19 protein-coding genes and 1 pseudogene are annotated in these 24,632 nt (G+C 72.8%); 11 read left to right on the top strand and 9 right to left on the bottom strand.

What is annotated here, in order from left to right:
• Nucleotides 1-242, bottom strand: a pseudogene (locus ACIA8R_RS00005) (hypothetical protein); the annotation flags it as partial.
• Nucleotides 243-537: 295 nt separating this feature from the next.
• Between ACIA8R_RS00005 and ACIA8R_RS00010 the strand changes: the two are divergent.
• On the top strand, nucleotides 538-3,624 hold the full coding sequence (locus ACIA8R_RS00010) for a BTAD domain-containing putative transcriptional regulator (protein ID WP_397035552.1): 3,087 nt from the start codon (nucleotides 538-540) through the stop codon (nucleotides 3,622-3,624).
• A gap of 94 nt (nucleotides 3,625-3,718) precedes the next feature.
• Nucleotides 3,719-4,876 carry an FAD-dependent monooxygenase gene (locus ACIA8R_RS00015; protein WP_397035554.1) on the top strand — a complete coding sequence of 386 codons (1,158 nt, stop codon included), beginning with the start codon at nucleotides 3,719-3,721 and terminating at the stop codon, nucleotides 4,874-4,876.
• Here ACIA8R_RS00015 and ACIA8R_RS00020 read toward each other — a convergent pair.
• The 3 genes from ACIA8R_RS00020 to ACIA8R_RS00030 form a co-directional block, all read right to left on the bottom strand.
• Nucleotides 4,870-5,688, bottom strand: coding sequence for an SAM-dependent methyltransferase (locus tag ACIA8R_RS00020; protein WP_364100040.1), 819 nt, complete (start codon nucleotides 5,686-5,688; stop codon nucleotides 4,870-4,872). The two genes, ACIA8R_RS00015 and ACIA8R_RS00020, sit on opposite strands and share 7 nt — an antisense overlap.
• A gap of 94 nt (nucleotides 5,689-5,782) precedes the next feature.
• A complete protein-coding gene (locus ACIA8R_RS00025; protein ID WP_397035557.1) occupies nucleotides 5,783-6,658 on the bottom strand; it encodes a hypothetical protein in 876 nt (291 codons plus the stop codon).
• A 33-nt stretch (nucleotides 6,659-6,691) separates the two neighbouring features.
• Nucleotides 6,692-7,651 carry a nitronate monooxygenase gene (locus ACIA8R_RS00030; protein ID WP_357707016.1) on the bottom strand — a complete coding sequence of 320 codons (960 nt, stop codon included), beginning with the start codon at nucleotides 7,649-7,651 and terminating at the stop codon, nucleotides 6,692-6,694.
• 198 nt (nucleotides 7,652-7,849) lie between these two features.
• Here ACIA8R_RS00030 and ACIA8R_RS00035 point away from each other — a divergent pair, with 198 nt between their 5' ends.
• Complete coding sequence (locus tag ACIA8R_RS00035; protein WP_357707017.1) at nucleotides 7,850-8,035, top strand: hypothetical protein; 186 nt, start codon at nucleotides 7,850-7,852, stop codon at nucleotides 8,033-8,035.
• A gap of 12 nt (nucleotides 8,036-8,047) precedes the next feature.
• Here ACIA8R_RS00035 and ACIA8R_RS00040 read toward each other — a convergent pair whose 3' ends face one another.
• A complete protein-coding gene (locus tag ACIA8R_RS00040; RefSeq protein WP_397035559.1) occupies nucleotides 8,048-9,148 on the bottom strand; it encodes a serine hydrolase domain-containing protein in 1,101 nt (366 codons plus the stop codon).
• 106 nt (nucleotides 9,149-9,254) lie between these two features.
• On the opposite strand from ACIA8R_RS00040, the gene ACIA8R_RS00045 reads away from it, so the two are divergent.
• Nucleotides 9,255-9,878 (top strand): TetR/AcrR family transcriptional regulator, encoded by a 624-nt coding sequence (locus tag ACIA8R_RS00045; RefSeq protein ID WP_357707019.1) that lies wholly within the window; start codon nucleotides 9,255-9,257, stop codon nucleotides 9,876-9,878.
• On the opposite strand, the gene ACIA8R_RS00050 is transcribed toward ACIA8R_RS00045, so the two are convergent.
• The gene (locus tag ACIA8R_RS00050) at nucleotides 9,875-10,669 is read right to left on the bottom strand and encodes an N-acetylmuramoyl-L-alanine amidase (RefSeq protein ID WP_364100029.1); all 795 of its coding nucleotides are present in this window, start codon (nucleotides 10,667-10,669) and stop codon (nucleotides 9,875-9,877) included. The two genes, ACIA8R_RS00045 and ACIA8R_RS00050, sit on opposite strands and share 4 nt — an antisense overlap.
• A 101-nt stretch (nucleotides 10,670-10,770) precedes the next feature.
• Nucleotides 10,771-12,390, bottom strand: a complete 1,620-nt coding sequence (locus tag ACIA8R_RS00055) for a carbamoyltransferase C-terminal domain-containing protein (protein WP_364100026.1) — start codon at nucleotides 12,388-12,390, stop codon at nucleotides 10,771-10,773.
• 251 nt (nucleotides 12,391-12,641) lie between these two features.
• On the opposite strand from ACIA8R_RS00055, the gene ACIA8R_RS00060 reads away from it, so the two are divergent.
• The 4 genes from ACIA8R_RS00060 (at nucleotide 12,642) to ACIA8R_RS00075 (ending at nucleotide 16,231) form a co-directional block, all read left to right on the top strand.
• On the top strand, nucleotides 12,642-13,112 hold the full coding sequence (locus tag ACIA8R_RS00060; RefSeq protein ID WP_364100023.1) for a hypothetical protein: 471 nt from the start codon (nucleotides 12,642-12,644) through the stop codon (nucleotides 13,110-13,112).
• A gap of 305 nt (nucleotides 13,113-13,417) precedes the next feature.
• Nucleotides 13,418-14,050: a GPP34 family phosphoprotein gene (locus ACIA8R_RS00065; RefSeq protein ID WP_357707023.1), complete on the top strand. Its 633-nt coding sequence runs from the start codon at nucleotides 13,418-13,420 to the stop codon at nucleotides 14,048-14,050.
• A 91-nt stretch (nucleotides 14,051-14,141) separates the two neighbouring features.
• A complete protein-coding gene (locus ACIA8R_RS00070) occupies nucleotides 14,142-15,626 on the top strand; it encodes an APC family permease (RefSeq protein ID WP_364100020.1) in 1,485 nt (494 codons plus the stop codon).
• Complete coding sequence (locus tag ACIA8R_RS00075) at nucleotides 15,623-16,231, top strand: GNAT family N-acetyltransferase (RefSeq protein WP_364100017.1); 609 nt, start codon at nucleotides 15,623-15,625, stop codon at nucleotides 16,229-16,231. The genes ACIA8R_RS00070 and ACIA8R_RS00075 overlap by 4 nt, the downstream gene beginning before the upstream one ends.
• On the opposite strand, the gene ACIA8R_RS00080 is transcribed toward ACIA8R_RS00075, so the two are convergent.
• Complete coding sequence (locus tag ACIA8R_RS00080; RefSeq protein WP_397035564.1) at nucleotides 16,221-18,191, bottom strand: hypothetical protein; 1,971 nt, start codon at nucleotides 18,189-18,191, stop codon at nucleotides 16,221-16,223. The two genes, ACIA8R_RS00075 and ACIA8R_RS00080, sit on opposite strands and share 11 nt — an antisense overlap.
• 229 nt (nucleotides 18,192-18,420) lie before the next feature.
• Between ACIA8R_RS00080 and ACIA8R_RS00085 the strand changes: the two genes are divergently transcribed.
• Nucleotides 18,421-19,551, top strand: coding sequence for an alkaline phosphatase PhoX (locus ACIA8R_RS00085; RefSeq protein ID WP_397035566.1), 1,131 nt, complete (start codon nucleotides 18,421-18,423; stop codon nucleotides 19,549-19,551).
• A gap of 147 nt (nucleotides 19,552-19,698) precedes the next feature.
• The gene (locus tag ACIA8R_RS00090) at nucleotides 19,699-20,556 is read left to right on the top strand and encodes an SGNH/GDSL hydrolase family protein (RefSeq protein WP_364100010.1); all 858 of its coding nucleotides are present in this window, start codon (nucleotides 19,699-19,701) and stop codon (nucleotides 20,554-20,556) included.
• 49 nt (nucleotides 20,557-20,605) lie between these two features.
• On the opposite strand, the gene ACIA8R_RS00095 is transcribed toward ACIA8R_RS00090, so the two are convergent.
• Nucleotides 20,606-21,811 (bottom strand): PucR family transcriptional regulator, encoded by a 1,206-nt coding sequence (locus ACIA8R_RS00095; RefSeq protein ID WP_397035568.1) that lies wholly within the window; start codon nucleotides 21,809-21,811, stop codon nucleotides 20,606-20,608.
• 185 nt (nucleotides 21,812-21,996) lie between these two features.
• Here ACIA8R_RS00095 and ACIA8R_RS00100 point away from each other — a divergent pair, with 185 nt between their 5' ends.
• Nucleotides 21,997-24,537 (top strand): glycoside hydrolase family 9 protein, encoded by a 2,541-nt coding sequence (locus ACIA8R_RS00100; protein WP_397035570.1) that lies wholly within the window; start codon nucleotides 21,997-21,999, stop codon nucleotides 24,535-24,537.
• Nucleotides 24,538-24,632: the final 95 nt, after the last annotated feature.

A 24,632-nucleotide genomic window follows, 5' to 3' on the forward strand; every position in this document is an offset into this window, starting at 1 on the left:
ACCCTGACCCGGCTGTAGGCCTCGTCAGGGCCTCTGCTGAGGTTGTCGAGCTGGCTGGAGACCGCCTTGTCGGCGACCGCCGCGGCGAGCGAGGCGGGGTCTGCCGCCGCTCGGGCGCTGCTGGAGCCTTGTTGGGCGGGGGTGGCTCCGGGAGGGGCGGCGCTCGCGGGCGACGCCTGGAGCGTCATGGTCGCGGCCGTGGCCAGGCCGGCGACCGCCGCGAGTAAGGCTTTGCGTTTCACGCTGTGGTGCTCCTTTCGGCGGGCTCCCTCCGGCCGTTGCCGTCTTGTGGGCGTGCGCGGGCCGCCGCGCGGTCAGGGGTGTCCTGGGTCGCGGGGCGTGAGGGGGATGTGGGGGGTGATAAAGGGTGACGGATACAGCAAGCGGACCGTTTCGCCTTGTTGCCGCCAGACGCTAAGCGCTTGTTGACGGCGCGAAAATACGTATGTTCATCGGTAGGCATACCGACATTTCCGTTACCGCTGGTCACATCAGTCCACGTGCGGGAAGTACGCGCGATGCTGGACAATCGAGCACGTGCAGTTCGGCATCCTGGGCCCCTTGGAGGTGCGATCGTCCGGCGGCGACGCGATCGCCGTGGGCGGTCCGCGACCGCGTGCCCTGCTCGCCCTGCTGCTGCTGGAGGCCGGCCGCACGGTCGGCGTCGACCGGCTCATCGACGCCCAGTACGGCGAGAGCCCACCGGCGGGCGCGGCCAACGCCGTACAGGCGCAGATCTCCCGGCTGCGGCGCAACCTGCCGGCCGACCTGATCGAGTTCCACGGCGCCGGCTACCGGCTTGCGGTCCCGCCCGAGGACGTCGACGCCCACCGCTTCGAGCGCCTGGCCCGCGAGGGCCGGCGGCTGCTCGCGGCGGGCCGGCACGCGGCGGCGGCGGACACGCTCAAGGAGTGCCTGGACCTGTGGCGCGGCCCGGCGCTCGCGGACGTGCGCGAGGCCGCGTACGCGCCGGGGCAGGCCGACCGGCTGGAGGAGCTGCGCCTGGCGGCCCAGGAGGACCTGTACGAGGCCGACCTCCACCTGCCCGAGGCCGAGCCCGCGGCGGGCCTGCGCGAGCTGGTCGCCGCCCACCCCCTGCGGGAGCGCCCGCGCGCGCTGCTGATGCGCGCCCTGCACGCGGCCGGACGGCAGGCCGAGGCGCTGGCCGTCTACGACGAGGCGCGGCGGCTGCTCGCCGACGAGCTGGGGGCCGACCCGTCGCCCGAGCTGGCGGCGCTGCACCTGGCGATCCTGCGGGGCGAGCAGCGGCGGGCCCGCCCCACGCGGTCGGCGCCGCCGCCCCAGCTCACCACGTTCGTGGGCCGGGAGGAGGAGCTGGCGCGCCTGGCCGCGCTGCGCGGGGAGCGCCTGGTCACGATCACGGGCCCCGGCGGCACCGGCAAGACCCGCCTCGCCGTCGAGGCCGCCACCCGCGACCAGGGGACGCAGACGTGCTTCGCGGACCTGTCGCCCGCCGGCGGCGAAGGGCAGGTGCCGCTGCTGGTGCTGAACGCGCTCGGGTTGCGCGAGTCGGCGCTCGGCCCGAGCGTCCCCGGCCTGGCCGACCCCGCCGAACGCCTGGTCGCCGCCCTGGCCGAGCAGGACCTGCTGCTCATCCTGGACAACTGCGAGCACGTCGTCGCCGAGGCCGCCACGCTGGCCCGCCGCCTCCTGGGCGGCTGCCCCGGCGTGCGCGTCCTGGCGACCAGCAGGGAGCCGCTGGGCATCACCGGCGAGCACCTGGTCCCGCTCCCGCCGCTCGGCACCCCGCCGCCGGGCGTCCCGGCCGGGGACGCGCTCGCCTACCCGGCGGTCAGGCTGTTCGCCGACCGCGCCGCCGCCGTACGGCCGGGGCTGGAGCTCGACCTCGGCGCGACGCTGCGCATCTGCGCCGCGCTGGACGGCCTGCCGCTGGCCATCGAGCTGGCCGCGGCGCGAGTGCGCACGTTCCCCGTGGAGGAGATCGCCGCGCGGCTGGCCGAGCACGGCCGGTTCCGGCTGCTCTCGCGCGGCGACCGCACGGCCGCCGCCCGGCACCGGACGCTGCACGCCGTCGTCGAGTGGAGCTGGGACCTGCTGGACGCCGAGGAGCAGGTGCTGGCCCGGCGGTTCTCGGTGTTCTCCGGCGGCGCCCGGCTGGAGGCGGTCGAGCGGGTGTGCGGTGAGGACAGCGCCGTGCTCCTGGCCGACCTGGTGGACAAGTCGCTCGTCGAGACCGCCGGCGACCGCTACCGCATGCTGGACACCATCCGGCTGTTCTGCGCCGAACGGCTGGCCGAGGCCGGCGAGGAGGAAGGGCTGCGCGCCGCGCACGCCGCCTGGCACCTGGAGCACGCCCAGCGCGCCGAACCCCACCTCTACCGGGCCGAGCAGCTCGAATGGCTGGCCGTGCTCAGGGCCGACGACGCCGACCTGCGGGCCGCGCTGCGCTGGGGCGTCGAGCACGACCCGCCGCTCGCGCTGCGGCTCATCGCCGCCCTGGCCATGTACTGGTGGCTGAGCGGGCGCCGCGGCCAGGCCGTCCAGCCGGCCAGGAGGCTGCTCGACGCGATCGGCCACGAGCCGCCCGCGGACCTGGCCGACGAGTACGTGCTCGCCGTCCTGCACGCCGCCCTCGACGCCGGGTCACCGCACTGGACGCGGGCCCGCGCGATCATGTCGGAGACCGGCCGGCCGATGCGGCACCGGTTCGCCGCCGCGCTGTGGGGCATGACCGCAGGCCCGCCCGAGGCCGGCGCGGACGGTCCACGGCGGCGCGGGCTCGGCGAGGACCCGTGGAGCGTGGCGCTCGGCCGGCTCAGCGAGGCGCTGCTCACGCTGCTGAACGGCGGGGTCGTGGCGGCCGAACGGGAGCTGGAGGCCGTGCTGGAGGCGTTCGGTGGGCTGGGCGAGCGCTGGGGCAAGGCGCAGGGACTCGACTGGCTGGCACTGGTCGCGGGCTGGCGCGGCGAATGGGCGCGGGCCATGGAGCTGTGGGAGGAGGCGGTCCGGCTGCTCGACGAGCTCGGGGCGCTGGACGAGCTGGCCGACGTGCTGTGCCGGCGGGCCGGCGCCCGGCTGCGCGCGGACGGCCCGGCGGCGGCCAGGGCCGACTACCTGCGGGCCCGCGACATCGCCCGCGAGGTGGGCCGTCCGGAGCTGACGGTGACCGTGCACGTGGGGCTGGCCGACCTGGCCAGGATCGAGGGGAACCTCGGCGAGGCCGCCAAACGGCTGCGGGACGCGCTGGCCGCCGCCGGTCAGGGCGGCCCGACGGCCGGCGGCACCGGGTCGCAGGTGTCCACGGCGCTGGGCCGGCTGGCCCAGGCCAGAGGCGAGACGGTCGAGGCCGTGGCCCGGCACCGTGAGGCGGTGGCCGCCGCCCGGCGCTCACCGATCGGCAGCGACCTCGCCGACGCCGCCGAGGGCCTGGCCGGGGCCGTCCTGCCCGACGCGCCCGAGCGGGCCGCGCTGCTGCTCGGCGTCGGCGTGGCGCTGCGCGGCATGACGGTGACCGGCGACCCCGACGTGGCCGCCACGGCCGCCGCCGCCACGGCCGCGCTCGGCCCGGAGCACTTCGCCGCCCTCTACGCCCGCGGCGCCGCGATGACCAGGGAAGAGGCCCTGTCCACGGCCCTGCTCTGAGGCGGCACTTCCCCTGACAGTCCGCGCGGGCCGGGACGGCGGTTGTCAGCCGGTCGTCGCCGGGCTGTCAGCGCTCCCGGCGAGGCTTGCCGACATGAGAGACCAGCTGAAGAACACCAACGTCCTCGTCTCCGGCGCCAGCATCGGCGGCCCCGCGCTCGCCCACCTGCTCGCCCGCCGCGGCTGCAACGTCACCGTCGTGGAGAGGGCGCCGGCCCTGCGCGAGGGCGGCCAGGCCGTGGACTTCAAGGGCGAGACCCAGCACACCGTAATGACCCGCATGGGCATCCTGGACGACGTGCGCCGCCTCCAGACCGGCGGCACCGACCAGCACCTCGTGGACGCCTCCGGCCGCACACTCGCGGTCATGCCCGGCGAGTTCACCGGCGGCGACATCGAGATCCGTCGCGGCGACCTGGCCCGCCTGCTGTACGAGCGCACCGCCTCCTCCTGCGAGTACGTCTTCGGCGACTCCATCACCTCGCTCACCGAGACCCCGGGCGGCGTGCACGTCACCTTCGAGCGTTCGGCCCCCCGCACGTTCGACCTGGTCGTGGGCGCGGACGGCATCCACTCCAACGTCCGCAGGCTCGCCTTCGGCCCGGAGTCCGGCTACGTGGACTTCCTCGGCCACTACTACGCCCTGGTGGAGCTGGACGCCGACTTCGGCCCCCACGGCCAGATGTACAACGAGCCCGGCAGGATGGTCGCGGTCGGCGGGCCGAAGGCGCCGGCGTTCTTCGTCTTCGCCTCCGAGCGGCTCGACTACGACCGCTACGACGTCGAGCAGCAGAAGGCGATCCTGGAGCGGGCCTACACCGGCATGGGCTGGCGCACCCCGCAGGTCCTCGACGCGGTCCGCGGCGCCAAGGAGGTCTACCTCGACTCGATCAGCAGGGTGAACATCGACCGGTACGTCAACGGCCGGGTGGCGCTGCTGGGCGACGCGGCGTACGGCAACACGCTGGGCGGGTTCGGCAGCGGGCTGGCGCTGGTGGGGGCGTACGTGCTGGCCGAGGAGCTGGCCGCGGCGGGCGGCGACCACCGCGCGGCCTTCGCCGAGTACGAGCGCCAGATGCGCCGCTACTCCAAGGTCACGAGGAGCGGGAACAACGCGGGCACGTTCCTGGCGCCCGGCACCCCCGCCGGGATCCGCATGCGGAACTGGACCTTCAAGTTCGGCTTCCTGCTCGGCCTGATGATGAAGGTGACCGACAAGTTCGCCACCAACATCGCGCTGAAGGACTACTGAACGGGCACCCGGCCCACGCCGGCGTCGAGCCGGAGCCGGGGCGTGCCGTCCACCAGCGGGAGGTGGCCGTCGTCGGCGAGCCGCCAATCCTGGACGGGCACCAGGCCGGGCCCTATCAGCTCGAACCCGTCGAACAGCCGCAGCACTTCGCCGTGGCTGCGGAACACGCCCTGGGCGGGCGAGCCGGACGTGGCCAGGTGGAGCTGGGCGATGGCCTCGGGAGAGCTCTCGGCCATCGCGTGGGAGAGCACCAGATGGCTGCCGGGGGCCATGGGCTTCCTGAAGGCGGCCACGATGCCGGACGGGTCCTCGGCGTCCATGACGTAGTGCAGCACGCCGACCATCAGCACGCATACCGGCTGGTCGAAGTCGATCAGGCCGGTCACGTGCGGGTCGGCCAGGACGTCGGCCGGTCTGCGCAGGTCGGCCTGGATGCCGGCGACGCCCGGCTGGTCGGCGAGCAGCACCTGGGCGTGCAGGCGCACCATCGGATCGTGGTCCACGTAGATCACCCGGCAGGCCGGGCTCACCTCGCGGACGGCCTCGTGGATGCTGGGCGAGGTGGGGATGCCGGTGCCGAGGTCGATGAACTGGCGCACGCCCTGCCGGGCCACGTGGCGCACGGCCTCGATCTGGAAGCGGCGGTTGGCCCTGGCGACAGCGCGGGCGTCGGGCGCGACGGCCAGCAGCCTCTCGGCCACCGCGCGATCAATGGCGACGTTGTCCTTGCCGCCGAGCAAATAGTCGTACACCCGGGCGGAGCTCGGTACGGTCGGGTCGACTCCGGGGGGAACGCGTTCCAGCTCAGACACGGCGGCTCATTTCCTCGCCTACCAATGTTCGACGGCCATACTACTCGGTAACTTCTGACCCGGGCGGGAAGTTCCCGACATACCGGAACACGTTCTACTTCGCCGCGTAGCCGCAGGAGCGGGGGTCGTCGAGCTCGGGGTCCAGCTCGATCCGGCTCAGCACCGTCGCGTCGATCGGACGGCGGATCGTGCCGGCCGTGGCGCAGTCGTAGAACACGTACGCGCCGGAGTCCTGGCCGAGCACCAGCCAGCGTTCCCCCTTCGACAGGAGCCTGCCGCCGTCGTCGCGGACCTCGGCCCACTGGTTGGAGAAGCCGGTGAGCTGGAGCACGAGGTTGGCCTCGCCGCGGTCGTGCACCGCCTCGGCCCCCTGCGTCATCCAGCCCACGAGCACGAAGCCCAGGCCCACCCCCACCAGCGCGCCCGTCAGCACCCGCATCGCGGCCCGTCCCGTGGGCCTGGCCCGCAGCAGCCGGTACGGCACCAGCAGGCAGAACAGCCCGACCACCACGACCGTGATCAGCACCGGCGTGCCGGTGACGTCCAGGATGCCGAGCATCCCCCAGTACGCCACCCCCGACAGTGCCGCGCCGACCCCGGCGGCCAGCCACGGCTGCTCCCGTGCCCGGTCGAGGGCGCGTCCGGCCGCGCCGCGGGTGATCCGGTCGAGCAGCCACCAGACGCCCACGACCAGGCCGAGCAGCGGCAGCAGGGTCAGGAAGAGCAGCACCAGCGTCGCCACCAGATGGCCGAAGATGCTCGCCTGGGTGAGCCCGGCCTGCTCCGGGGTGATGCCGAAGGTGTCATAGACGCTCTCGAAGCCCAGGTAGAGCAGGGCGTACACGGCGACGGCGATCGGCACGACGACGGTGCCGATCTTCTCCATCACCTCCAGCACGCTGCCCCTGGCGGACGCGGTCTCCGGAGGCACGGTCCCGGAACGCGTCGCGGGCAACGTCTGATTCGTCATGGCACAAGAGGATGCATCAGGCGGGGACCGGCGTCATCCGTCGGGCGTGGCGAAGCGGCGCAGCAGCGTGGCCGCCTCGGCGAACCCGGCCACCACGTCGGCGGCCGTACGCTGCTCGCGCACCATCCCGACGGCCTGGCCCGCGTAGACGCAGGCGGTGTCGAAGTCGCCGTCGCGGCGGGCGGCGGCGATCCGCGCCGCGGCCTCCTCGTCGGCCGCCAGCTCCTCCTCGTGGCCGGCCCAGCGGTCGAAGAAGGCGTTGCGCAGGGCCCGGCCGCCGTACTCCACCGGCCAGTCCAGACGCTGGGCCACGTCGAAGACGCGGCCGTAGACGGTGTCGGTCTCAGCCGCGGCCAGCACGCGGGCCGCCGCCGTCCCGGACAGGGTGGTCTCCGCGCAGCCCATGAACGCCGTGCCGGCCCACGCCCCCTCGGCCCCCGCCGCCAGCACGGCGGCCAGCCCGCGCGCGGTGGCGATGCCGCCGGCCGCCAGCACCGGGATGCGGACGGCGTCCAGCACGCTCTGGAGCAGCGGCAGCGTGCCCACGTCGGCACGGCCGTGCCCGCCCGCCTCGGCCCCGCGCGCGACGACCGCGTCCACGCCGGCCTGCTCGGCGGCGCGGGCCTCGTCGGTGGTGCCCGCCTGGGTGACGACCGTGATGCCGGCCTGCCGCAGCTCCTCCACGTACCGCTCGTACGGCCCGAAGCTCACGGAGACGAGCCGGGGCCGGGCCGCGAGCACGGCCTCGAACTGGGCCGGGTTGCCGGGCAGCGCCCAGGCCATGAGCCCGATCCCGTACGGCCGCCCGCTCCCGGCGGCGACGGCGGCCTCGGCCTCGATCCAGGAGGCGGGCGCGGAGGAGGCGACCCCGATCACGCCGAGCGCGCCGGCCGCGGACACGGCGGCGGCCAGCCGGCCCGCCCCCACTCCGGCCATGGGCGCGCCCACCAGGGGCACCGTCAGCCCGAACCGCTCGGTCAACCACGTACGCACGCCGGTCCCCCTCCTCTGGCCCCTGCCGTTGCCAGTCTCGCAGCACGTCTTCCGGAGGCTGGCGGGAGGGGGACAACGCAGGATCCGTACGAAAGTAGAGCCGGATGACCGATGCGCCGGAGGCGGAGGCTGTGCATCCTGGTGGGGACGGGTCCGGCGCGCGTGGCCTGTTGTGAACCCGAGAGGAGTCGCCAGCACATGGAAAGCGCTGCAACCCGCCCTACCGTGGTCCTGGACAACGGTGTCGTCGGCCGGATCATGCTGGCCCACCGGTCGAGGCGCGATCTCGTGCTCGTGATGGGCATGGACGGCACCCTGCTGAGCTGCGACCTCGACGGCATCGCCTGCGTGGTCGGCGGCCGCCCCCTGTGCCGCGACGGCTGATCCCCGCTACGGTCAGGAGCGGGCCACCAGGGCGGCCAGTTCGCCGACGGCGGTGAAGTCGTTGGTGAGGCGGTTCTTGGTGAGGGCGACGGCGGTGCCGGTCGCGGTGTCGGCCCACGCGTAGCTGCCGCCCGCCCCGCCGATGCCGAAGGCCGTCGCACCCTGCTCCGGCGAGCCGCCGGGAAGCCCGATGGTGAACCCCAGACCCCACGTCGAGGGCATGCCGAAGACCTCGTCCGGGCCGCTGTAGGCCACCGCCGTCGCCTCGCGCAGCCGCTCCGGCGAGATCAGCCGGACGCCGTCCACCTCGCCCAGCAGGGCGGCGTACATGCGCGCGACGGCCCTGGCCGAGGTCTTGCCGCCGGCCGGGATGTCGGCGGTCAGGTAGTCGGGCCTGCTGCCGAGGGCGGCGTTCGGCATCAGCTCCATCGGCCCGGCCTTGAACATCGGCAGGTCGGCCGGCATGTCCCCGAACGCCGACGGGTCCATCGGCACGTCCTCCAGCCGGGCCAGGCGGTGCTGCTCCTCCGGCGGCATCCCGAAGTAGAGCTCGCGGGCCACGCCCAGCGGGCCGGAGACCTCTTCCAGCAGCACCTGCGAGATGCGCTTGCCGGTGGTCCTGCGGACGATCTCGCCGACGAGGAAGCCGAAGGTGTAGGCGTGGTAGCCCATCTTCGTGCCGGGCTCCCACCACAGCTCGGCGTTCTCCAGGGCGGCGACCATCTTGTCCCAGTCGCAGACGTCCTCGGGGGTCGTGTCGAGCGGCACGCCGGGCACGCCGGCCGTGTGGGTCAGCACGTGGCGGAGGGTCACGCCCTCCTTGCCGTGCCTGGCGAACTCGGGCCACAGGTCGGCGACCGGGGTGTCGTAGTCGTACAGGCCGCGCTCGGCCAGGATGTGGGCGACGGCCGAGGTGGCGCCCTTGCCGATGGAGAAGTTGTAGAACGGGGTGTCGGAGGTGACCGGCCGGCCGGTCTCGGGGTCGGCCACGCCCGCCACCACGTCGACGACCTGTGTGCCGTCCCGGTAGACGGCCACCTGCAACCCGCGCTCGACGCCCGACTCGACCAGCTTGTCGGCGGTCTCCTGCACCTGCTGCTGAAGATCGGTCATGAGGTCGTCACTCCTATCGGTTTCGGGAACTAGACGGTACAGTACTCATATCAGTACGGAACTGTCCAGTACTGTGGGAACACATGATCGAAAGATTGGTGGGTCAGTGCCGGAAGAGGACGGGCGGACCGCCCGCAAACGCAGGCAGATCCTGGACGCGGCGCACGCCGTGTTCCTGCGCAACGGCTACGTGGGCGCCAGCATGGACGAGGTCGCCTCGATCGCCGCGGTCTCGAAACAGACCGTCTACAAGCACTTCAGCGACAAGGAACAGCTCTTCGCCACGATCGTCCTCGACACCGCGAACCAGATCCAGGGCCTGGCCGAGCTGATCGCGCAGTCGCTGGAGGGCAACCAGGACCTGGAGAAGGGGCTGCGCGAGCTGGCCCACGAGTTCCTCGACGCGATCATGCAGCCCGACGTGCTGCGGCTGCGGCGGCTCATCATCGCCGAGGCCGACCGGTTCCCCGACCTCGGCCGCACCTGGTACCGGCAGGGCTTCGAACGGTCGCTGGAGGCGATGGCCACCGCCTTCGGACGCCTGGCCGGGCACGGACTGCGTCCCGTGGACGATCCGCGGCTCGCCGCCGAGCACTTCGTCGGCCTGCTGCTGTGGATCCCGGTGAACAGGGTGATGTTCTCAGGGGGCGGCGACCACCACACCGAGGCCGAGCTCGACCGGCTCGCCGACGCCGCGGTGGAGGTGTTCCTGCGCGCCTACGGCGCCTAACCGGCCAGGAACTGCTTGAGCCCGGCGGCCAGCGCGCCGGCCATCTCCTCCCGGAACTCACCGTCGGACATCTTGGCGGCGTCGCCCGGGTTGGCCATGTTGCCGCACTCGATGAACACCGCCGGGCGGGTGGACAGGTTGAGCCCGCCCAGGTCGGTGCGGGTCTGCAGGCCCTGCTCGCCGACATAGGTGGCGTACGGGATGCCGGTGCCGTCGCGGAAGGCGTTCCGGACGGCCACGCCGAGCTTCCTGGACGGCTGGATGATCGCGTCGTTGTGGCCGGGCACCAGGCCCGGCATGATCACGTGGAAGCCGCGGCCGGCCGGCGGCGCGCCGTCGGCGTGGATCGACAGGACGGCGTCCGCCCGCGCCTTGTTGCCGATGGCCGCCCGCTCGTTGATGCAGGGGCCTACGCCGGTGTCGTCCGGTCGGGTCAGCACCACCTTGGCGCCCATGTCTTCGAGGCGCGGCTTCAGGCGGCGGGCGACGTCCCAGGTGAAGGCGTGCTCGGGGTAGCCGGCGGCGGTCTGGGTGCCGGTGGTGTTGCAGGGTTTGCGCCCGGTGATGATGTCGACCGGGCGGTTGATCTCCTTGGGGTGGGAGGCGTTGCCGCCGTTGTGTCCCGGATCGAGCACGACGGTCTTCCCGGCCAGCGCGTTCCGCGTCCCCTGCGACGGCGAGGCGGAGGTCACGACCACCCCCTGGGTGGTGCGTACGGGTCCGCCGCCGCAGGCCGCCGACAGCCCGGCCAGGGCGATCAGCACCACGGGGACGGCTGGGTGAACGCGCATGCGTCCGACCGTAACTCCGGCCGGCCCGTCGACCCCGTCACCCACTCTGACCTGCGGCAACTATGACCTCGATTTGGGTTTCACCGGCATGGACGCCCAAGCTAGTCGCGGTCCCAGGTCACGCCGGGGATCGGCGGCTCCTCGCGCTTGCGGATCAGGTAGGGCGGCATGACCAGGGCGTGCAGGTTCGTCGAGAGCAGGGTGTCGATCGACTGCTCGGGCGTCTCGGTCAGCGGGTCGCCGGGGCCGTTGAGCGAGGTGTTGATCAGCACCGGGGAGCCCGTGGCCTCGTGCCACCTGGTCAGCAGGGCGTGCAGGAACGGCGTGGCCGACTCCTCCACGGTCTGGAGCCTGGCCGTGCCGTCCACGTGCGTCACGCCGGGCAGGCTCGCGCGGTGCTCGGGGCGCACGTCGGCGGAGTACTGCATGAACGGGGCCGGGCGGTCGACGCCGAACAGGCGCCCGGCGTGCTCGGCCAGCACGAGCGGGGCCAGCGGGCGGAACCATTCGCGGCCCTTGATCTCGAAGTTGACGTAGTCCTGCATGTCCGGTCTGGCCGGGTCGGCGATGATGCTGCGGTTGCCGAGGGCGCGCGGGCCCGACTCGCTGCGGCCCTGGTGCAGGCCCACGACGCGGCCGCTCTCCAGCAGCGACACCATCGCGCCGACCAGGTCGTCCGGCTGCTCGGCCACCAGGCCGTCCGGCAGGCTGCGTACGGCGGCGGTGATCTCGCTCTCGTCCGGGTCGGGGCCGAGGAAATCGTCGGTCCAGCGGAAGCGGCTCTCGACGCCGAGGCATTCGACGAGGCCGTACAGGGCGCAGCCCACGGCGGTGCCGCCGGCGTGCGGGCTCGGCGGGATGAACACCTCGCGGAACGGCGACTCGCGCACGATCCGGCCGTTGGCCGCGCAGTTGAGCGCGACGCCGCCGGCGAAGGCCAGGCTGTCCAGGCCGGTCTGCCCGTGCAACCAGGCGACCACCTGGGCGAGGGCGTTCTCGAAGACCCGCTGGCCGGCCGCGGCCAGGTCCGCCGCGCGGGAGAAGCGCTCGCCGCCGGGCTCGTAGACGTAGGCGTCGTGCTGGCCGAACGTCTCGATCCACTCCTCGGGGATGAACACCTCGTGGCCGCGTACGTCGAGGTCGGGCAGGCCGTACACGTACGCGTCGCCGAAGGGGGCCAGGCCCGTCACCTTGCCTTCGTGGCCCTCGCCCTCGGGCCACAGCAGCTTGGTCAGCAGCGCGTAGAAGCAGCCGAGGCCGGCCGGTCGCGTCCAGTCACCGTCCCAGAGCTGCTTGGCCAGGCACTCGATCTCGCCGCCGCGCTCGCAGCGGTAGAACGAGGCCACCTCCAGCATGTCGTCGCGGGTGCCCTTCGGCAGCGGGACCGCCTCGGTGAAGTCCCTGACCCGGCTGCCGTGCGCGTCGATCACCAGGCCCGCCGCCCGGTCGAACGGCGAGGGCGGGAACGCGCTGTAGAGGTGGCTGAGATGGTGGGAGACCAGGACGACCCGGGCGTCCTCCTTGAGGTTCAGCGTCTCGCGCAGCTCCTCCTCGTAGGCGTCCTTGTGCTCGATCTCGGTGTCGGAGGAGTATCCCTCGACGACGAGGTCAACGGGCTCCTTGAGCAGCGGCATCTCGGGAAGGTACAGGTCCGGCAGGTCGCCGAGACGGCCCCAGTGATGCCTGCGCCGGCTGATGCGCTCCTTCTGCAGGCTGTACATGCCCGACTCGCCCACAGCGACAGCAACAGAACCATCCTGAGCGCGATTTATGCCGACAACGATGGGAACGTCCGCCATCTCTGATGCCTCCTGGGCTGTGATCACCGGCACCAGTACCCGAGCTTCGGACAAGACCATCCCTCAACCGCGTAACGGACACGTCAGCCCGGACCCGCCCGCGAATCCGGCAGAACTTGTGGGCCGAGTGCGCAGTCAAACCCTGCATGACGACGAAGCACACAATCGCGGCCGTGACCCTCGCGGCGGGCGTCGCGCTGGCCGGGATCTCCTCGCCCGCGCTCGCCGCCCCGACCTTCGGCCCGCTCGGATACGGCGGGGTCACGCTGGGCATGACCGCAAAGGCCGCCCAGGCCACCGGGAAGATCGTCCACAAGCCCGCCCTCGACTCCGACAGCTGCTCCGGCTGGGACCTCAAGGCCCAGCGGACGGGCCGCGACGCGGTCGGCCTGTTCATCTCCAAGAAGCGGGGCGTGGCGATCATCTTCGCGCCGAAGGGCGTCAAGACGCCGCAGGGCATCGGCATCGGCTCGACGGACGCCCAGCTCAAGCGCGCGTACGCCAAGAAGCTGCGGACGGCCGAGAGCGGCTTCCCGTACGTCGCCGTGCCAGGCAACCCGAAGGCCCACTACTACTTCCTGCTCTCCAAGGGCAAGATCTACGAGATGGGCCTGGCCCTGGACAAGCAGGACTGCGCGAACTGAGCGACGACCGTCGCACAGGCGGACGAAGGGCCCGGCCGAAACCCTGGAGTGTGATCCACGTCACTCACCCTGGCCGGGCGGGGGCGGACACGGTCCGGTCGCGGCAGCCCGCCCATCAGGCGATCATCGGCTTTAGGGCCCCCGAACGGACGGCACCGGCTTCTCCGTGAAGCCGGTGCTCTTTTATTTCCCGATAAATAGGGTCTAGCCCGGAGATGTGGTTCTTGGTAGAAATTGCCGCTGGCGGCTACACGCTGCTCCCTGAACCGGTCATCCACCAATTCCTATAGTGAGCGGGCCGATTTTTGCTTGCCGATGATTTCTTCTTCGTCTGCTGGGACGCGACGGGCTCGGGCAAGCCTCGGCTCCATGTCGCCGGCGTGGCGCTCGGCCTGGCCGGGGCGCTGCTCGCGGAGCTGGTGCTGGAGCAGCGGATCACCGTCGAGGGCGTCCGGCTGCGGGTGGTCGACCAGCGCCGGGTCCCGGACGAGCTGGCCGGAAAGGTGCTGACCGAAATAGGCAATTCCCCTCAGCACACCGATGTGCGAACCTGGTTGGCCTACCTCGCACAACGCTCGGTCACCGAAGTCACCGCCCGCCTGATGGGTAACGGTCTGCTCGAACGCGAATCCCCGAGGCTGCTCAAACGTAAACAATTCCGCTATTTCTCGCACGACTTCAACCGGGCCATGTGGCCCGCCGCGCGGCTGCGGCTGGCGCTGGTGAAGTGGCAGCCGCTGACCCCGCACGACATGGCGCTGGCGGCGCTGGCCGAGGCGTGCGACCTGACCGACGTCGTCGTCGAGGACCCGGCCGACCGGCGCGGCGCCCACCAGTACCTGACCACGGTGCTGGCCGCGATGCCGCAGCCGCTGAGCGACCTGGGCCGCCAGGTGAGCGCCGCCGTCGGCGACGCCGTCCTGACCTACCGGACGTGACCCCGGACCGCCCGCCCTGCCCCCGCCTCACGGAAAACCCCAGACCGCTGTCCTGACCGCACCGCACCTGAACCCCCCAGAAAGGAACGCGATGCCCTCCGCGAGATCCGGCGCCGCGCCCGACCCGATCGCCGGCGCCCTGGCCGCCGACCGGCTCGGCGCGCCCTCGGTCGTCTATTTCGTCCTGTCGGCCGCCGCGCCGCTCACCGTCGTCGCCGGTGTGATCACCACCGGGTACGCCGTCACCGGGATCACCGGGCTGCCGATCGCGTTCCTGGTCGTGGGCGTGGTGCTGGCGGTGTTCGCGGTCGGGTACGTGGCGATGGCCCGCCACATGGCCAACGCCGGCGCGTTCTACACCTACATCAGCCGTGGGCTGGGCCGTCCGGCGGGCATCGCGGCGGCCTGGGTGGCGCTCATCGCCTACAACGCGTTGCAGGTGGGCCTGTACGGCGCCTTCGGCGCGGCGGCCACCCCGCTGCTCGAACGGTGGTTCGGCGGCGCGCCGCCCTGGTGGGCGATCTCGCTGGTGGCCTGGGCGCTGGTGGGCGTCCTGGGCCTGATGCGGGTGGACGTCAACGGGCGGCTCCTGGCCGTCCTGCTCACCGCCGAGGTGGCGGTCATCCTGCTGTTCGACCTGGCGGACCTGGTGAACCCGGCGCCGTCCGGGTTCTCGGCCGAGACGTTGTCGCCCGCGGCGCTGTTCGTGCCGGGGGTGGGGGCGCTGCTGGTCATCGCGACGCTCGGGTTCGTCGGGTTCGAGTCCTCGGTGGTGTTCTCGGAGGAGAGCCGGGATCCGCGGCGTACCGTGCCGCTGGCCACGTACTCGTCGGTGGCGATCATCGCGGGGCTGTACGCGCTGTCGTCGTGGGCGATGACGGTCGCCACGGGACCGGCGGCCATCGTGGACGCCGCGCGCCGCGACCAGGCCGAGACGATCTTCATCATCGCGAACCAGCACCTCGGCGGCGCGGTCGTGGACGTCGCCCGGGTGCTCTTCGTCACCAGCGTGTTCGCCGCCATGATCTCCTTCCACAACACCACCGCCCGGTACTTCTTCGCGCTCGGACGCGAGCGGGTGCTGCCCGCCTTCTTCGGCCGCACCCGGCCGCGCAGCGGCGCGCCGCGGTCGGGCTCGATCGCGCAGACCGTGCTCGGGCTGGTCGTCATCGTCGTCTACGCGGTCCTCGGGCTCGACCCGCTGGTGCAGCTCTTCTTCTACGGCGGCTCGTTCGGCGGGTTCGGGGTGCTGCTCCTGGTGTTCGTCACCTCGATCGCGATCGTCGTGTTCTTCGCCCGGCAGCCGAGCGGGGAGAGCCTCGCGCGGCGCTTCGCGGCCCCCGTGCCCGCCGCGCTGGCGCTGGCCGTGATGGTGTGGCTGGCGCTGGACAACTTCTCGACGCTGCTCGGGGTGCCCGAGGGCGATCCGCTCGCCTGGATCCTGCCGGTCGTGTACGCGCTGGCGGCCCTGCTCGGCGTGGGCTGGGCGCTGGTCCTGCGTACGGGACAGCCGAGCGTGTACTCGCTGGTGGGCATGGGCGCCAAGGCCGCCGCCACGCCGGAGGCCGTCCGATGACGCGCTCCCAGGAGGTGGCGGCGCACGACGTCCGCCGGGCGACGGCCGCGGACGCCGGGACGGTCGCGGAGCTGGTGGCGACGGCGTTCGCGCGGCTGCCCGCGGTGTCGTACCTGGTGCCGGAGCCGGCCGGACGGCACGAGATCATGGTGGCGGACTTCCTGATCCTCGTCTCGCACGCCATCGAGCACGGCGAGGTCGACCTCCTCGACGAGGGCCGGGCGGTCGCGGTGTGGGTGCCGCACACCGCCGACGCGCAGCCGCCCGAGCCGCCCGACTACGACCGCCGCCTGGCCGCCGCCACCGGGAAGTGGGCCGACCGGTTCCGGACCCTGGACGAGCTGTTCGAACGGCACCACCCGGAGCCGCCGTACCACCACCTGGCGTTTCTGGCCGTGCACCCCGACCACCAGGGCCGGGGCCTCGGGTCGGCGCTGCTCCGCCGCCACCACGCCCTGCTGGACGGCGCGCCCGCCTACCTGGAGGCCAGCAGCGCCCGCAGCCGCGACCTGTACGCCCGGCACGGCTACCAGGCCGAGGAGCCGTTCGCGCTGCCCGACGGCACCCTGTTCTGGCCCATGTGGCGGCCCGGCGTCACTGGGTGAGACAGGGGCCGTCGCAGACGTCGGCGACCACGCCGGTCTTGAGGAACACCGACTTCTGAAGCTGGGCGGCGGGGGTCCTGCGCGGCTTCTCGTGCGGGTCCTCGCCCTGCGTGGGCGGGGTGTTGGTGAGCGGTGGCGCGGGGGCGCCGCCGTCCCACATCACCAGGGCCGAGCCGGCGTGGGCCCGGCCGCGGATCGCGGGGATGCCCCAGAACGGCACGGCGTCCGGGCTGCGTCCCGGCGCGAGGGCCGGGGTCAGCAGCCGGGCGCCGACGGTACGGGCCTCGACCTCGGCGGTGACCGTGGCCACCTGGTGGTCGCCGAAGGCCACGTGCATGAGCACCCGGTGCCGCGGCGTCCCCGGGTAGGGGCGGTCGGTCAGGTGGGCGGCGTAGCCGTCGGCCTCGCCGCGGTCCCACAACATCTGCATGAGGGCCAGGATGAGCTGCTGGTCCAGCTTGTCGGGGTAGGCCCGGTCGAGGGCGGCCTGGAAGGGCGCGGCGTCGGCGCTGCGGTTGAACAGGGTGCTGTAGTTCATGCCGGTCACGCCGAGCACGCCGCGCTCGATGTCCTTCGACAGCGCGACCAGCGCGCCGCCCAGGATGCCGCCCTGGCTGTTGCCGTCGTACACCAGGCCCGCGCGCAGGTCGATCAGCGGGCGGCCGCGGTCGGTGCGGAAGGCGGGGTGGGCGGCGAAGCCGTCCGGGCTGGTCATGGCGCGGCCCAGGAACATGAAGTCGAGGAACCCCTGGAGGGTTCGGTCGGGGACCGTGCCGAACCTGGAGATGTCGGTGAAAACGGTGACGACGTGCGGGATGTCCTCGTCGGCCATGCCGATCCACTTGGTGGCGCAGAAGAGGAACCCGTGCTCCTGCGCCATGGTCCTCACGTTCGCCGCGCCCACCTCGGAGTGCCTGCCGAGCAGGCCGTGGCCGTACAGGGAGGGCCGGGCGGGGCGGTCGAAGGCGACGCGGGGGATCTCGCAGCGGAAGGGCGCCACCTGCTCGTTGCCGGGCAGTCGGGCCGGCAGGCCGTCGGGGCCGCGGTTGAGCGCCGAACCGGGCGGGCCGCCCGGCCGGTCGAGGTAGCTCGGCACGCGGAAGGTGCCCTCGACCCGGCGGGCGATCTGGGCGTCCTGCTCGGGGGTGAGGTCGGTGACCGAGGTGACCTCGAAGGCGGGCGCGCGGCCGCGCAGCGTGCGCAGGGCGTCGTCGCGCATGGCCAGCGCCGGGCCGGCCAGGCTGCGCGCGCTGGCGACGGTGAAGTCCCAGGCCAGATAGAGGCCGCCGGTCCTGACGCCGGCGCGGCGCAGCGCGGACAGGGCGGGCTGGAGGCGGCGCTGCCGCTCGTACAGGTCGTGGCCGGGCGGCAGGGGCGGGCCGGCGACCGCGGCGAAGGCGGGGTTCGGCGGGATCGGGCCGTCGGCGGTGTCGCGCAGGTCGCGAAGGGCGACCGCGTACCGGTGGCCCTCGCGCAGGTTGCGGGCCGGGCGGACGATCAGGGCCTGACGGTCGGCGGGCGCGTTCGCGTCGAGCTCGGCCCAGTACGGCCACCGCTCCCCCGTCACGGTGTCCAGGAGCACGACGGGCGCGTCCCGGTCCAGCGACCTGCCGATGTCGGTGATCGGCGCGATCCCCGTCCTGGCCGGGTCCAGCCCCGGCACCCTGGCCAGCAGCATCGAGCCCGGCGAGAAGCCGTCGTTCCTGTTCCACTCGGCGGGCGCGATCGGCACGCCCGCGGCCGAGACCGGCGTGGACCCGGCCGCGAAGGCCACCCTGCGGCCCGTGTCGGTGGCCCGGTCGGCGACGGTGAACCAGTCGTTCGGGAACGGCAGCAGGCAGGCCGCCGGGTCGATCGGGTCGCAGCCGGACGGGTCGGAGGCCGCCGAGGCCGGTGACGCCGGTGACGCCGGAAGCGCCACGGAGACCAGGGCGAGGGCGATGAGGAGACGGGGAAGCACGCGCACGGGCACCTCGGGAGCTGATCGAGGCCGGGGGTTCGGGCCATGGTGGATCGCGCCGGGGCCGCCGTCAATGGATTCGCGGAATGCCGTTCAGATTTGTGAGGCGTCACAGATTTGACCGTCCGGATTTACTGCCCTGTCCAGTTCACAGAAGGACGGGCAGGGCTCATCGTCATGTCTGCGAATCCAACCGACATCAGCCGACGCGAGACGACGTGGAGACAGGATGCGCCGCCGTACCTTCATCAGGACCGTCTCCGCGGCGGTCGCGTTCTCCGGGGCGATGTGGCACGACGCCGTGGCCTCCGCGGCGGGTGCGGGCGTGAGCCCGTACGGGCCGCTCGCCGCCCCGGACGCCAACGGCATGGCGCTGCCCGCCGGATTCACCAGCCGGGTGGTGGCCAGGTCGGGCCGGGTCGTCGGCGGCACGCTGTGGCACCCCGCTCCTGACGGCGGCGCGTGCTTCGCCGACGGCTCCGGCTGGATCTACGTGTCCAACTCCGAGGTGCCGCTCGTGGGCGGGACCTCGGCGATCAGGTTCAGGGCCGACGGCTCGATCGACCGGGCGTACCGCATCCTGAGCGGCACGAACCTCAACTGCGCGGGCGGCGCGACCCCGTGGGGCACCTGGCTGTCCTGCGAGGAGATCTTCCGCGGCAAGGTCTACGAGACCGACCCGTACGGCAACCGCTCCGCCCAGCAGCGCCCCGCGATGGGCAAGTTCAAGCACGAGGCCGCCGCCTGCGACCCCGACCACAAGGTCGTCTACCTGACCGAGGACGAGGGCGACGGCTGCTTCTACCGCTTCACCCCGAACACCTGGGGCGACCTGTCCAGCGGCCGGCTCGACGTGCTGTGCGGGCTCGGCGGCGACAGCGTCGAGTGGCGGCCGGTGCCCGACGCGACGCCCGGCGTCTTCGACACGCAGACCAGGAACCAGGTCTCCGCGGCCCGCCGCTTCAGCGGCGGCGAGGGCTGCCACTACGCCGCCGGGATCTGCTACTTCACCGCCAAGGGCGACCGCAAGGTCTGGGCCTACGACACCGCCAGGCAGACGGTCACCGCGATCTACGAGGGCGGCGGCACCCTCGACGGCGTCGACAACATCACCGGCCGCCCGTCCGGCGACCTGTACGTGGCCGAGGACGGCGGCAACATGGAGATCAACATCATCACGCCCGACCGCGTGGTCGCCCCCGTCATGCGCCTCGACGGCCAGGCCAAGTCGGAGATCACCGGCCCCGCGTTCTCCCCCGACGGCACCCGGCTCTACTTCTCCTCCCAGCGCGGCACCAGCGGCGAGACCGCCGGCACCGGGGGGATCACGTACGAGGTGACCGGGCCCTTCCGCCGCTGACCAGCACGGCTTCCCCCGCCGGAACCACCGAACCGGCACGACTTCCACCCCCCGCCGGAGCCACCGAACCGGCACGACTTCCACCCCCCGCCGGAGCCGCCGGACCAGTGCGGCCTCCACACCCCCACCCCGCCGAAGGAGTCCTCAATGGTCCGACGGTTGCTCGTCCTGCTCTCCGCGACCGCCCTGGCGCTCGGCGTCGCGCCGCCCGCACACGCCGCCCAGGGCGAGGTGTACGTGGCGCTCGGCGACTCCGCCGCGTCGGGTCCCCTGGTGCCCAACCAGGTCGTTCCCGACCTCGGCTGCTGGCGTTCCGACCGCAACTACGCCCACCTGACCGCCCAGGCCATCGGCGCCGCCACCTTCAGGGACGTCACCTGCTCCGGCGCCAAGACCCGTGACATGTACAACTCCCAGGGCACCGACCTGGGCAGCGTCGCACCCCAGCTCGACGCGCTCAGCGCGGACACCACCCTGGTCACGGTGCAGATCGGCGCCAACGACGTCGGCCTGACCGGCTTCATCGAGGACTGCCTGAACCTGCTGCCCCCGCCCGTCGGTGACGCCTGCAACGACGACTACATCGTCGACGGCCAGGACTCCTGGCGGGTCAAGACCGACGCGCTGCGGCCCAAGCTGACCACGCTGGTGAACGACATCCGCGCCCGCTCCCCGCGCGCCCGGATCTTCATGGTCGGCTACGCCACCTACGCGCCGCCGAACGGCTGCTACCCGACCGTCCCGATCATCAAGGCCGACGCCAACTACATCCGCGCGACGCTCCAGTACTTCAACCGGATGCTGGCCGAGCAGGCCGCCGCCGCGGGAGCGGCGTTCGTCGACCTCCAGACGCCGAGCGTGGGCCACGACCCGTGCAAGGCACCGGGCGTGCGCTGGATCGAGCCGTACGTGCCCGCCTCGCCGGCCGCCCCCTTCCACCCCAACGGTCTCGGGATGCGGAACTTCGCCACCGTGGTGACCGCCGCGGTGTCCGGGACGCTCTGAGCCGCCGATCGCGCGACGGGAGCCGTCCCTGCCGGGGGACGGCTCCCGTTCACTTGCCGTGCTGGCGCCTGGCGGCCAGCGCCGCGCCGATGCGTTGCAGGTGGGCCGGGTCCACGGGGTCGAGGCCGGTCAGGCTGACGGCCCTGCGCAGGCGGTAGTCGACCGTGTTGGGGTGCACATGCAGCAGCTCGGCCGTACGGCGGCGGTCGAGGCCGGTGTCCAGGTAGACCGTGAGCGTCCTGAGCAGGTCGGGGTTGTCGAGCAGCGGGTCGAGCAGGCCGGCGAGCACGGCGGTGGCCCGGCTCGGCCGGGTGAGCTGGTACTCCAGCAGGACGTCGGCCAGCCGGTAGGCGCCCGGCGGCTGCTCGAAGACCCGCACCACGTCCAGGACCTCCTCGGCCAGCTTGACGGCCTCCGGCACCCCGTCGGGCGGGGCGATCTCGGCCGCCGCCCACACCGGCACGCCGGCCGCCTTGGCCATCCCGGCGGCCGTCTCGCCGACCTCGTACCAGTCGGGGTCATCGCCCGTGATCGGCACGAACACCAGGCCGCCCGTCGTGTCCAGCACCGACAGCACCGGCTCGGCCGCGGCCCGCTGGAGCGCCGTCCTGATCCGGTGCAGCTTGCGGCGGCCCGCGATCGACCCGCCCGGCTCGTCGCTCTCCTCGTCGGGATGCCGGTCCACCGCGAGCGCCAGCACCAGGTAGCGCGGGGCCAGCCGCACCCCGGCCAGCGCCGCCCGGTCGCCGCCGAGCAGCGCGGACACGGCGGCGTGCAGCGCGTGCTGCTCGTGGCTGAGCATGCCCTCGCGCTCCTCCAGGTACGCGGTGCACACGGCGGCCGTCACCGACTCGGTGTAGAGCAGGATGAGACGGTTGGCCGCCAGGACGTCCTCGAAGTCGGCGGGCGTGGCCTTGGCGAACAGGTGCTCCCACACCTTGCGCGCGCCCAGGTGGTAGGCGGCCAGCAGGGCCTCCAGCGGCACGCCCTCCTGGGCGCGGCGGGCCGCCGACGAGCGCAGCGGGGCCAGCTCGGCCCTGGTGGGCGGGCGGCGGTCGCGGAACATGCGGGCGATCAGCCGCAGGTTGTGCTCGGTGATGACGGTGATCTCGCCGTCGAGCTCCTCCTTCGGCAGCCGCCGGTAGAGGGGGATCTCCTCGGCGAAGCCGCGTACGAGCTGCCTGGCCAGCTTGGCGGTCTGGCGTTCGAGCAACTCGTGCGCGGCGCACCCGGCCAGGGTGAGGGCAGGGACCACGTTCCGAACCCTCCCAGAACATGAGCCGTCAGTGAAGGGCGGCCGACAGGCTCGGTCCGGGCCGGGGCGTGAAAGTTTCAGCGTCTTCCAGCGCCGATGGCCGGCACCCGTTGACGGGGCAGCGGTGGGCAAGGAGGATCGGGGTCGCTCCATTGGGAGCGCTCCCAATCCCCCGAAGGACCTCCATGACCCGATGCCGGGCCGCGTTACTGGCCCTCCTCACCGTGGCGGCCATCATGGTCGCCCTGTCCCCCGCCACGCCCGCCCGCGCCGCCGACGAGGGACCCGAGCAGATCGTGAACGGCACCTTCGACGCCGGCACCGCCCCCTGGTGGAGCACCGGCAACACCACCCTGTCCGTGGACGGCGGCAGGCTGTGCGCCGACATCCCCGGCGGCACCGCCAACCCCTGGGACGTCATCATCGGCCAGGACGGCGTCCCGCTGGTCGCCGGCGACACCTACGCCTACCGGTTCACGGCGTCCGCCACCCCCGCCAAGGTCGGCAAGGCCCTGATCCAGCTCCCCGTGGACCCGTGGACGCAGTACCTGTCGGCCGCCCCGGCACTGGACGTCCCGGGCGACGGCTACTCCTACACCTTCACCGCCCCGGTCTCGCTGCCGAACGCCCAGGTGGCGTTCCAGCTGGGCGGCAGCGCCGAGCCCTGGAGGTTCTGCATGGACGACGTGTCGCTGAAGGGCGGCGCCGAACCCGAGGTCTACGAGCCGGACACCGGCCCGCGCGTCCGGGTGAACATGGTCGGCTACCTCCCGTCGGGCCCCAAGAAGGCCACCCTGGTCACCGAGGCCACCACGCCCCTGGACTGGGAGCTGCGCGACGCGGCCCGGAAGCGGGTGGCTGACGGCCGTACCAGCCCCAAGGGCGTGGACGCGAGCTCCGGGCAGAACGTGCACACCATCGACTTCGGCGCCTACGCCAAACCCGGCGAGGGCTACACGCTGACCGCCGACGGCGAGACGAGCAGGCCGTTCGACATCGGCGCGAGCGTGTACGACTCCCTGCCCACGGACGCGCTGAAGTTCTACTACACCCAGCGCAGCGGCATCGAGATCCTCGACAGCCTGCGTCCCGGCTACGGGCGTCCGGCCGGTCACGCGGGCGCGTCCCCGAACCAGGGCGACACGGACGTCCCCTGCCGGCCTGGCGTCTGCGACTACACCCTGAACGTCAAGGGCGGCTGGTACGACGCCGGCGACCACGGCAAGTACGTGGTCAACGGCGGCATCTCGGTCCACCAGCTCATGTCGGCCTATGAGCGCGACCGGGCCGCCTTCACCGACGGCCAGCTCCGCATCCCCGAGAGCGGCAACGGCGTGCCCGACGTGCTGGACGAGGCCCGCTGGGAGCAGGAGTTCATCCTGAGCATGCAGGTGCCGGACGGCAAGCCGTACGCGGGGATGGCCCACCACAAGGTGCACGACCAGAACTGGACCGGCCTGCCGCTGCTGCCGCACCTCGACCCGCAGAAGCGCGAGCTGCACCCGCCGTCCACGGCCGCGACGCTCAACCTGGCCGCGACGGCGGCGCAGGCGGCCCGGCTGTTCGCGCCCTACGACGCGGCGTTCGCGGCCAGGAACCTCAAGGCGGCGCGCAGGGCGTGGGCGGCAGCGAAGGCCAATCCGACCAGGTACGCCGCCCCAGACGACGGCGTGGGCGGCGGCGCCTACGACGACGCCGACGTGAGCGACGAGTTCTACTGGGCGGCGGCCGAGCTGTACCTCACCACGGGCGAGAAGGAGTTCGCGGACTTCGTGCTGGCCTCGCCGCACCACACCGGCGACATCTGGCGCGAGCGCGGCTTCGACTGGGGCAACACCGCCCAGCTCGGCCGCCTCGACCTGGCGACCGTGCCCAACGCGCTGCCGGGCCGGGACAAGGTGCGGCAGTCGGTGGTCGCGGGGGCGGACAAGTACCTGGCGGTCCAGCGGGCACACCCGTACGGGCTGCCGTACGCGCCGGCGGACTTCGACTGGGGCTCCAACAACCTGGTGCTCAACAACCTGGTCGTCCTGGCCACCGCCTACGACCTGACCGGTCAGGAGAAGTACCGGGCCGCCGTACGGGAGGGCATGGACTACCTGCTCGGCCGCAACGCGCTCAACCGCTCGTACGTCACCGGCTACGGCGAGGTCTCCGCCCAGAACCAGCACAGCCGCTGGTACGCCTACCAGCTCGACCACTCGCTGCCCCACCCGCCGCGCGGCTCGCTGGCCGGCGGCCCCAACTCCGCGATCCAGGACCCGGTCGCCCAGCGGCTGCTGCGCGGCTGCAAGCCGCAGTTCTGCTACATCGACGACATCGAGTCCTGGTCCACCAACGAGCTGACCATCAACTGGAACTCGCCGCTGGCGTGGGTGTCGGCGTTCCTGGCGGACAAGGGCGAGCAGTCGGCCTGCCGGGTCCGCTACTCGGCGCACGGCTCGTGGCCCGGCGGCTTCACCAGCCAGATCGTGATCGAGAACACCGGCAGGGAGAGCGTGGACGGCTGGACCCTGAGCTGGTCGTTCCCCGGCGGCCAGCGGATCAAGGAGGGCTGGGGGGCCGAGTTCACCCAGTCCGGCGCGGTGGTGACCGCCGGGAGCGTCGGTCACAACGACCGGATCAGGCCCGGCAGGTCCGTGATGTTCGGCTTCGTCGGCACGCACGACTCGGGGCCGAACCCCGCCCCCGAGGTCTTCCGCCTCAACGGCGACCGCTGCCGGTGAGGCGCGGCGCGCTCGGCCTGCACGTCGCGGTGAGACGCGACGCGGGCGGTCCTTCCGGTCCGGTGGCCGTCCGCGTTGCCCACACTTCGTTGAAC

The sequence above is a fragment of the Nonomuraea sp. NPDC051191 genome, assembly GCF_044455665.1.
GTDB lineage: Bacteria > Actinomycetota > Actinomycetes > Streptosporangiales > Streptosporangiaceae > Nonomuraea.

Excerpts from the sequence above, each read along its gene's own strand:
- ACIA8R_RS00100 (WP_397035570.1), top strand. The coding sequence starts at position 21,997 with ATGACCCGATGCCGGGCCGCGTTACTGGCCCTCCTCACCGTGGCGGCC.
- ACIA8R_RS00025 (WP_397035557.1), bottom strand. The coding sequence starts at position 6,658 with ATGACGAATCAGACGTTGCCCGCGACGCGTTCCGGGACCGTGCCTCCG.
- ACIA8R_RS00040 (WP_397035559.1), bottom strand. The coding sequence starts at position 9,148 with ATGACCGATCTTCAGCAGCAGGTGCAGGAGACCGCCGACAAGCTGGTC.
- ACIA8R_RS00035 (WP_357707017.1), top strand. The coding sequence starts at position 7,850 with ATGGAAAGCGCTGCAACCCGCCCTACCGTGGTCCTGGACAACGGTGTC.
- ACIA8R_RS00085 (WP_397035566.1), top strand. The coding sequence starts at position 18,421 with ATGCGCCGCCGTACCTTCATCAGGACCGTCTCCGCGGCGGTCGCGTTC.
- ACIA8R_RS00015 (WP_397035554.1), top strand. The coding sequence starts at position 3,719 with ATGAGAGACCAGCTGAAGAACACCAACGTCCTCGTCTCCGGCGCCAGC.
- ACIA8R_RS00050 (WP_364100029.1), bottom strand. The coding sequence starts at position 10,669 with ATGCGCGTTCACCCAGCCGTCCCCGTGGTGCTGATCGCCCTGGCCGGG.
- ACIA8R_RS00075 (WP_364100017.1), top strand. The coding sequence starts at position 15,623 with ATGACGCGCTCCCAGGAGGTGGCGGCGCACGACGTCCGCCGGGCGACG.
- ACIA8R_RS00070 (WP_364100020.1), top strand. The coding sequence starts at position 14,142 with ATGCCCTCCGCGAGATCCGGCGCCGCGCCCGACCCGATCGCCGGCGCC.
- ACIA8R_RS00055 (WP_364100026.1), bottom strand. The coding sequence starts at position 12,390 with ATGTACAGCCTGCAGAAGGAGCGCATCAGCCGGCGCAGGCATCACTGG.
- ACIA8R_RS00090 (WP_364100010.1), top strand. The coding sequence starts at position 19,699 with ATGGTCCGACGGTTGCTCGTCCTGCTCTCCGCGACCGCCCTGGCGCTC.